Annotated in this window: 9 protein-coding genes; 4 read left to right on the top strand and 5 right to left on the bottom strand. The window is 65.2% G+C overall.

Annotated features, from left to right (window positions below; translation table 11 throughout):
• From KGA66_RS27685 to KGA66_RS27675, 3 genes are all read left to right on the top strand, one after another.
• On the top strand, positions 1-1,576 hold a 1,576-nt coding region (locus tag KGA66_RS27685; protein ID WP_211472316.1), incomplete at its 5' end, for a M48 family metalloprotease.
• Positions 1,577-1,865: 289 nt separating this feature from the next.
• Complete coding sequence (locus tag KGA66_RS27680) at positions 1,866-2,234, top strand: hypothetical protein (RefSeq protein WP_211472314.1); 369 nt, start codon at positions 1,866-1,868, stop codon at positions 2,232-2,234.
• An 87-nt stretch (positions 2,235-2,321) separates the two neighbouring features.
• Positions 2,322-2,684 (top strand): hypothetical protein, encoded by a 363-nt coding sequence (locus KGA66_RS27675; protein ID WP_211472312.1) that lies wholly within the window; start codon positions 2,322-2,324, stop codon positions 2,682-2,684.
• Between the two features lie 38 nt (positions 2,685-2,722).
• On the opposite strand, the gene KGA66_RS27670 is transcribed toward KGA66_RS27675, so the two are convergent.
• The 5 genes from KGA66_RS27670 to KGA66_RS27650 all read right to left on the bottom strand — a co-directional run bounded on the left by KGA66_RS27670 (position 2,723) and on the right by KGA66_RS27650 (position 4,634).
• The gene (locus KGA66_RS27670; RefSeq protein WP_246508863.1) at positions 2,723-2,959 is read right to left on the bottom strand and encodes a DUF6368 family protein; all 237 of its coding nucleotides are present in this window, start codon (positions 2,957-2,959) and stop codon (positions 2,723-2,725) included.
• The gene (locus tag KGA66_RS27665; RefSeq protein WP_211472308.1) at positions 2,917-3,282 is read right to left on the bottom strand and encodes a DUF6368 family protein; all 366 of its coding nucleotides are present in this window, start codon (positions 3,280-3,282) and stop codon (positions 2,917-2,919) included. Before KGA66_RS27665 ends, KGA66_RS27670 begins: the two co-directional genes overlap by 43 nt.
• A 72-nt stretch (positions 3,283-3,354) precedes the next feature.
• Positions 3,355-3,636, bottom strand: coding sequence for a nucleoside/nucleotide kinase family protein (locus tag KGA66_RS27660; protein WP_211472306.1), 282 nt, complete (start codon positions 3,634-3,636; stop codon positions 3,355-3,357).
• A gap of 82 nt (positions 3,637-3,718) precedes the next feature.
• A complete protein-coding gene (locus KGA66_RS27655) occupies positions 3,719-4,102 on the bottom strand; it encodes an aminoglycoside adenylyltransferase domain-containing protein (protein WP_211472304.1) in 384 nt (127 codons plus the stop codon).
• A gap of 349 nt (positions 4,103-4,451) precedes the next feature.
• Positions 4,452-4,634, bottom strand: a complete 183-nt coding sequence (locus KGA66_RS27650) for a hypothetical protein (protein ID WP_211472302.1) — start codon at positions 4,632-4,634, stop codon at positions 4,452-4,454.
• Positions 4,635-5,513: 879 nt separating this feature from the next.
• On the opposite strand from KGA66_RS27650, the gene KGA66_RS27645 reads away from it, so the two are divergent.
• A complete protein-coding gene (locus KGA66_RS27645; RefSeq protein ID WP_211472300.1) occupies positions 5,514-5,774 on the top strand; it encodes a hypothetical protein in 261 nt (86 codons plus the stop codon).
• Positions 5,775-5,870: the final 96 nt, after the last annotated feature.

Here is a 5,870-nt window from a genome sequence, read left to right as displayed (position 1 = left end):
GGGAGGACGAGGAATCGTGAAGGTGACGGCGCGCGCCGCATGGGCCGTGGGGTTGTTGGCGAGCTTCTATGCGATCGCCTTCGGGTTGCTGGCGGCGATGGTGATCATCGACGTGCTGGTCGTGCGCTATGCCGCCTCTGCTCAAGCTCTGGTGGTCCTGTTGCCGATGACGTGTGTGGCGTTCATCGTGGTCGTGTCGGCCGTATTCGTTTCTACGCGTCGAAGCCCGGATGGGTTGCCAGGGATTGCGGTCACCGACGAGGAGCAGCCTGCGCTTTGGGCGCGGGCCCGCGAACTTGCGTCGGCCGCGGGCACTGAGCCCCCTGATGAGATTCGCATCGACCACAAGGCGAACGCCTCGGTCTCGCAGGACGCCGCGCTGCTCGGGCTGGTGCCCAGGACGCGCCGCTTGTTCCTCGGCGCTCCGCTGCTGCTGGCACTTTCCCCGGCGCAGCTTGATGCGGTACTCGCGCACGAGTTCGGGCACTACAGCAATCACGACACTCGGCTGCTGCCGATCGTCAATCGCGGCCGTATAAGCGTGCTGCGGGCCGTAGAAGCGGCAGCGGGACGCCCACGCGAGGGTTCTGGTGCGGCTACCGGGCGCGCTCTGCCGGGCAGGTATTTGATATATCGGTTGTTCAATGCCTACGCAGCACGCTACCTCGCCGTGACACAATCGATCAGCCGACGGCAGGAGTTTCACGCCGATGCGATCAGCGCGCGGGTTGCGGGATCGCAGGCAACGATCGCGGCGCTGCAGAGAATGCCGGAACTCCAGTCTGCCTACCGATTCTACCTGGAGCGGTTCGTCGCCGCGGGATTGAACCTGGGGTTGCTTCCCGAACCGCCACAGGTCATCGCCGGTTTCAACACGCTGCTCTCGGCTCTTGACCAGTTCCCGGCCGTGAACGAGGGGGCCGAGCGGCGCACGAGCGCGCGGGCCCGATTCGATTCGCATCCGCCGCTCGATGAGCGGATCGACGCCCTGAAGTCGCTACCCGAAGGGCACAGCGCCGCCGACGAAGGTGTCCGCGCGATCGATCTGCTCGTTGGACCTGATGACGTGCTCGCAGCCGTCGGTCGGCGCATGATCGGTGATCGCTACGAGCGGGCGAGCCGCGCAGACTGGGACACGATCTTCGACACGGTGGCACGCGAGCAGACTCGGACGGCAGCCCGACCCCTGATCGACGCGCTGCACCTGATCACCGGCATCCAAGGCACGTTGCCCGCGTTTCTCGACCTCGTCGACGCCGGCCGCCTTGAAGATGTACTCCGCCGACTGCTCACTCCGGCTCAGGCAAGGTACGCCGGAGCAGGCGACGTTGCTCTCGAACTGGCAACCAAGACCCTGATGACCGCGTTACCGCCCTGGGTGCTCGCGGAGCTCGGCGACGCTGGAAAAATCCACTGGACGCGAGCGCGAGGCGCAGAAGCAGAGCTCGAAATCAGCCCTGCGCTGCGCGCTGACCTCGACGGTGCGTACGCTGCCTTGCTCGCGGAAACACCCGATACCGGACCGCTGCGCGCCGTGCTGCAGGAAGCGCGCGCCTCCAGTCATCAGCGCAGATAACGGATATTCGTGTCGAGATGGTCAAGAAGTTTCTACCGGGCATCACGTCTAGTGTCCCGCGCCGGAAATCCGTCGCATGACTCTGCTCGACCTGGCTGCGCACGTCCGGTCATCCGCGCCCGGCGGATTTCCGGCGCGGGACACCAGCTTGCAGGGACTTGCGCGGCCATCCCGCAGACGACCGCCGAGGGCAGAGTCTGGCATCCTGTATTCGTGACGCGATTCAGAAAGGCCGATGCCGCGTAGACGGCCTTCCCAGCTGCGGGTCGAGCGCCGATGGTCGCGGCCGTTGCAGCGTGGAGTATCTGAGCCGGGCCTGGCGCGCGGTTCAGGCAAGCTGGCGGGCGCGGTGGCCCGTTTGGAGCGCGACCGCCTGTGGGTCGGCGCGGTAGCCGCAGCCCTGAGGCAGTGGTCGAGAGTCGCCCACCGTCCTGGCCTCGCGCTCTCGGGCGGCTGTGGCTGCGCGCTGTGCAACCCGTTCTATATGAATGACGAGCGGGAAGTGCTGGAGCTCGCACTGCACGCGCTTCCCCGCGGCGCCGCGCGTGAACTGCGGGCGCTGGTGGAACCGCTTGACGCGCTCTACCTCGCGCGAAGCTGGCAGAACCCTTCGACTCCCGCCCACTATGCGTGGTGGGCGCGGCGATACCGGGGATGACGGCGAGGCGTACATGAACCAACGTCCACCATCCCTGGGGAGGGCAGCATGGAGCCTGTCCCGGCAGTGCCAGGGCAGGTGAAGGTCGTGGATTCGGTGGCGCTGCTGGAGTTGGAGCGGGTGGCTGCAAGTCTGAATCTCAATCAGCGGCTTGACGTCGACTGGCTCGCGGCGAACATCGACGCCGAGGGTGGTCACTATCTGTGGCCGGCGTTGTGGAACGTGCACCCGCACCGCACGGATCCACAGTTGGTCCGGCATTTGCGCTGCCAGTTACTGCTGAGGTTGGCTACCGACGAGCAGGTATCGAGCCTGCTCGACATGCGGTTGGCGGACTTCGATCCGCTGCCGAGCTTGCGCTCGCGGGCCGTGGGCGAGCAGGTCGCGCGGCTACTGAACTCGGTACCTTCGGTGGCGCAATGGCAGCAGGATCGCCCCCGGCGGCCGTAGGACGCACACCGTCGCGCCGGGTCTCGCACCTGAGACAGCTACTTGAGCAGGCAAAAGCCCGGCGTTGCCGTGAAGGCGCGCAGGAACTGGCCATCCCCGAGAGCGAAGGGCGATTCTTCTTCCGTCTCCGGCACCGCGGCCAGCACCCCGGGTAGGGTACGGGCGGGTTCGACCTGGTGATCGTAGAGTTCGACGAAGGCGACGCCGCCGGTGATGTCCATGATCCCGGCGGTCAGCAGTGCGGTGGCCGCGTGGTCGATCCGGCTGTTGCACATGGCGATGGCACTGAGCGTGGCGGCGCGGTGAAGGCGAGCAGCGGCACCAGGAATCCCCAGTCGCGCTCGATGAACCGTCCGTCTTCGAAGAACTGGCCGTCTTCATTCCCGGGGCCGCTCGCCTCCACCAGGAACGGGCGCGAACCTTCACCGTCGCTGTACGCGATTCCCAGCTGTTGCGGCTGCAGGTTCAACGCCCAGTGACCGGGCCTCGTGTACTCGAAATTCGCGTCAGCAAGGCTTCGAAGGTGGGTGCCGAGCGCGCCCATGGCCTTTTCGCCGACGGGCTCGGTGAAGGCAACCGTGATGACTGGCCCGGCCATGGCCGACATGCTCTTACCGGCAGCGACTGGAATCGACTCGAACCCGGCAAGCTCCAGAACCCGGTGGATTGATCAGCGCGGTCGGGCTTCCCATCTGAGGCGCTGCAGCTCGTCGTTGTACACGATGACGTCAGCATGTTGGATTGGATGGGCTGCGGCGAGATAGAGCTGTTGGGCGGGGACGTACCGGTCGCGATAACGCCGCTCGACCTCGGCGGCGGAACCGAACAGCGCCTGGTCCCGGGAGCGTGCGCGCTCCAGTGCCTCCTCGAACGCGACCGAGACGAAAACGCGCATCTCCCACAGGGCGACCAACTGCGGGCGCAGCAGGAACACCCCGTCGAACAGCAGCACCGCGTGTGCGGACGCCGTCGCGGCCGGCTGGGAGAGCGGGGTATCAGTGCGGTGGTCGAAGATCGCGCGGCGAAACCGTCGGTCACCGTGCGGGCCCAGCGGATCGAGCCTGCCGGACGGCCATCAGCGAGGGATCGCGCGCCAGCACCCACAGGGCCGCCGCCGTCTTGAAGCTGTGCTCGCCAGTCGCGGCGAAGCGCCACATCCGGCATGCGGTCAGCATCATGAACGCGGCGTTCTCGGTATCGCCGGTCAGCTCGAGCCACCGATTCAGCCAGTGCTGCCCGTCCTGGACGATCCAGCGGCCAGGCACGGAGCCGATCACGTCGACCGGCGCTGCGCCGTGCAGCGCACGGCCGAACTCGCGCGCCATCGACAACTCAGGGATCAGATCAGCGCACGCTTCGGCTCTGACGACCACCTCAAGCGTGGTCGAGGCGGGGCACCGTCCGACCAGCAGCTGCAACGGGGGTTCTCGTGTCGCAGCGGCGCACACCGTACCGGTAGCAACCTCACCTTTGGGGCTCGGTCGACGCCGCAGACGACAGACCGTCAAGGATGAATGAGCCGAGAAATGAGACGCAGAAGGCACCTACTCTCGTGAGTAGGTGCCTTTTCGCTGTTCAGAGTGTGGAGCCAAGGGGACTTGAACCCCTGACCTTCTGTCTGCCAGGACCAGGCACCAAGAGGCCACAGGTTCGAATCGCATGGTCGCCGCGTCTGGCGAGTCCCGCCGCGTCCGCACTCGTTCCGGCTCGTTGGTGTCGCCGTTGGTGTCAGATCAGATTGACGCGTGCGTACCTGACGGGAAGCTTTCAGCCGTCGCGGTGCCGGGTCCCGAGCCAGCCAAAGGCGGCCGTGAGGACCACGACAAGCGGTTCGTCGAGGCTGCGGACCACAACAGCTGCGACGCCTACGGCGGCAATGCATGCCGTCGGAATGACCGGCTTTGTCCACTTGCCGCGTTGATGCCGATCACCATTGGAGCGTAAGGTCACTGGTGGCACTCCTTGTCTTCAGCGGACGGGATTCGTGCACAGGACGGCTCACCCCTGCCAGGGTGGGCCGTCCGCTTTTCTGCGGTTAGCAATCGGCAGCACCATACCCGATTAACGACACTCCGCGCGAACCTCCAGGTCTACTCTGTTGTACAACAGGAGGCTGCACGGCGTGTAATCTGCGCGACAGATCCGCTATCTTTGCTTACGTAAATGTGCACGTCAGAAGCTGCGTTGAAGTTCGTTTCGATAATCTCGCGACCGATTCTATTGCCAATCAAAGGGGTAATAGCGTATGCAACTCTAGCGCATTAGGCGTCATTTTTGCTTCTGAGGCAATCATCTTTACATTCGCCAGTTGGCTAGAATTCGCGCCCATCATTCGAGCTGAGGGCCTGGTATCTCCTCGGTCGGGCAAGCTCCTGCTTTGCCGGGCGATGGTCGGCGGGACAAGGCTCGGCGAAGCCGACCGCGAAGCGGCTTGGCCTTGGCCTGTCGGCCGGCGTCTGGCAACCCTCGTGGTGACCGGCCGAGGAGGTGCCAGGACCGACCCACCGTCCCATCCTCGAACCGCCGCATTCGATCTTGGCCCATCTCCGAGGGAGGGCTCGCCGAAGGCGTCGTTCTTCGCTCGTGCTGCTGACTGCTGTAAGCCGCGTGCCCGGAGCGGGCCGAGACGGAGTCGGGGCGGAGACAGGAGACGACGGCTCGGGCGGCGACGGGCACCGCGCCGCTTCAGCGGCGCGGCTTGATCCTCGTAGTGAAACTATCGACCACACAGCCAGTACCACTGATTTCTCGAAAGCGCGATGAGGGTTCGCCTTGGCAGCATGCGGGGACGATCCGAACGACCGCAGCGTGGGGGAGGCTGGCAGGAGAATGGCTGTTGTCGGCGGGATCTTGGCGACCGTGCTCGGCGTCGTACTCGGCTCGATCCTGACGGGCCGATCTCAAAGAAGCACGTGGATCCGCGATCGTCAGCTTGAGGCGTATGCCGCGATCATCCGCGAAGGCACGCGGGCGCAACTCGTACTGCGCGAGCATTTCAAGGGCCACATCCACCGCGTCGACTGGACACCATGGAACGAGGCCTTGGCGACGATTAGCCTGGAGGGTTATTCAAAAGCCCACTTCAGGTAGTACAGGCCGACGATGGCGCGGAGTGTGGCGGGGAACTTCTCCAGGGGTGGCCGGAAGCGGGTGGTTAGGATTTTCCAGTTCTGCAGGTGTGAGTTC

The organism is Actinocrinis puniceicyclus, from assembly GCF_018283645.1.
Classification (GTDB): domain Bacteria; phylum Actinomycetota; class Actinomycetes; order Streptomycetales; family Catenulisporaceae; genus Actinocrinis; species Actinocrinis puniceicyclus.
This window is presented reverse-complemented; position numbering and strand designations above follow the sequence as displayed.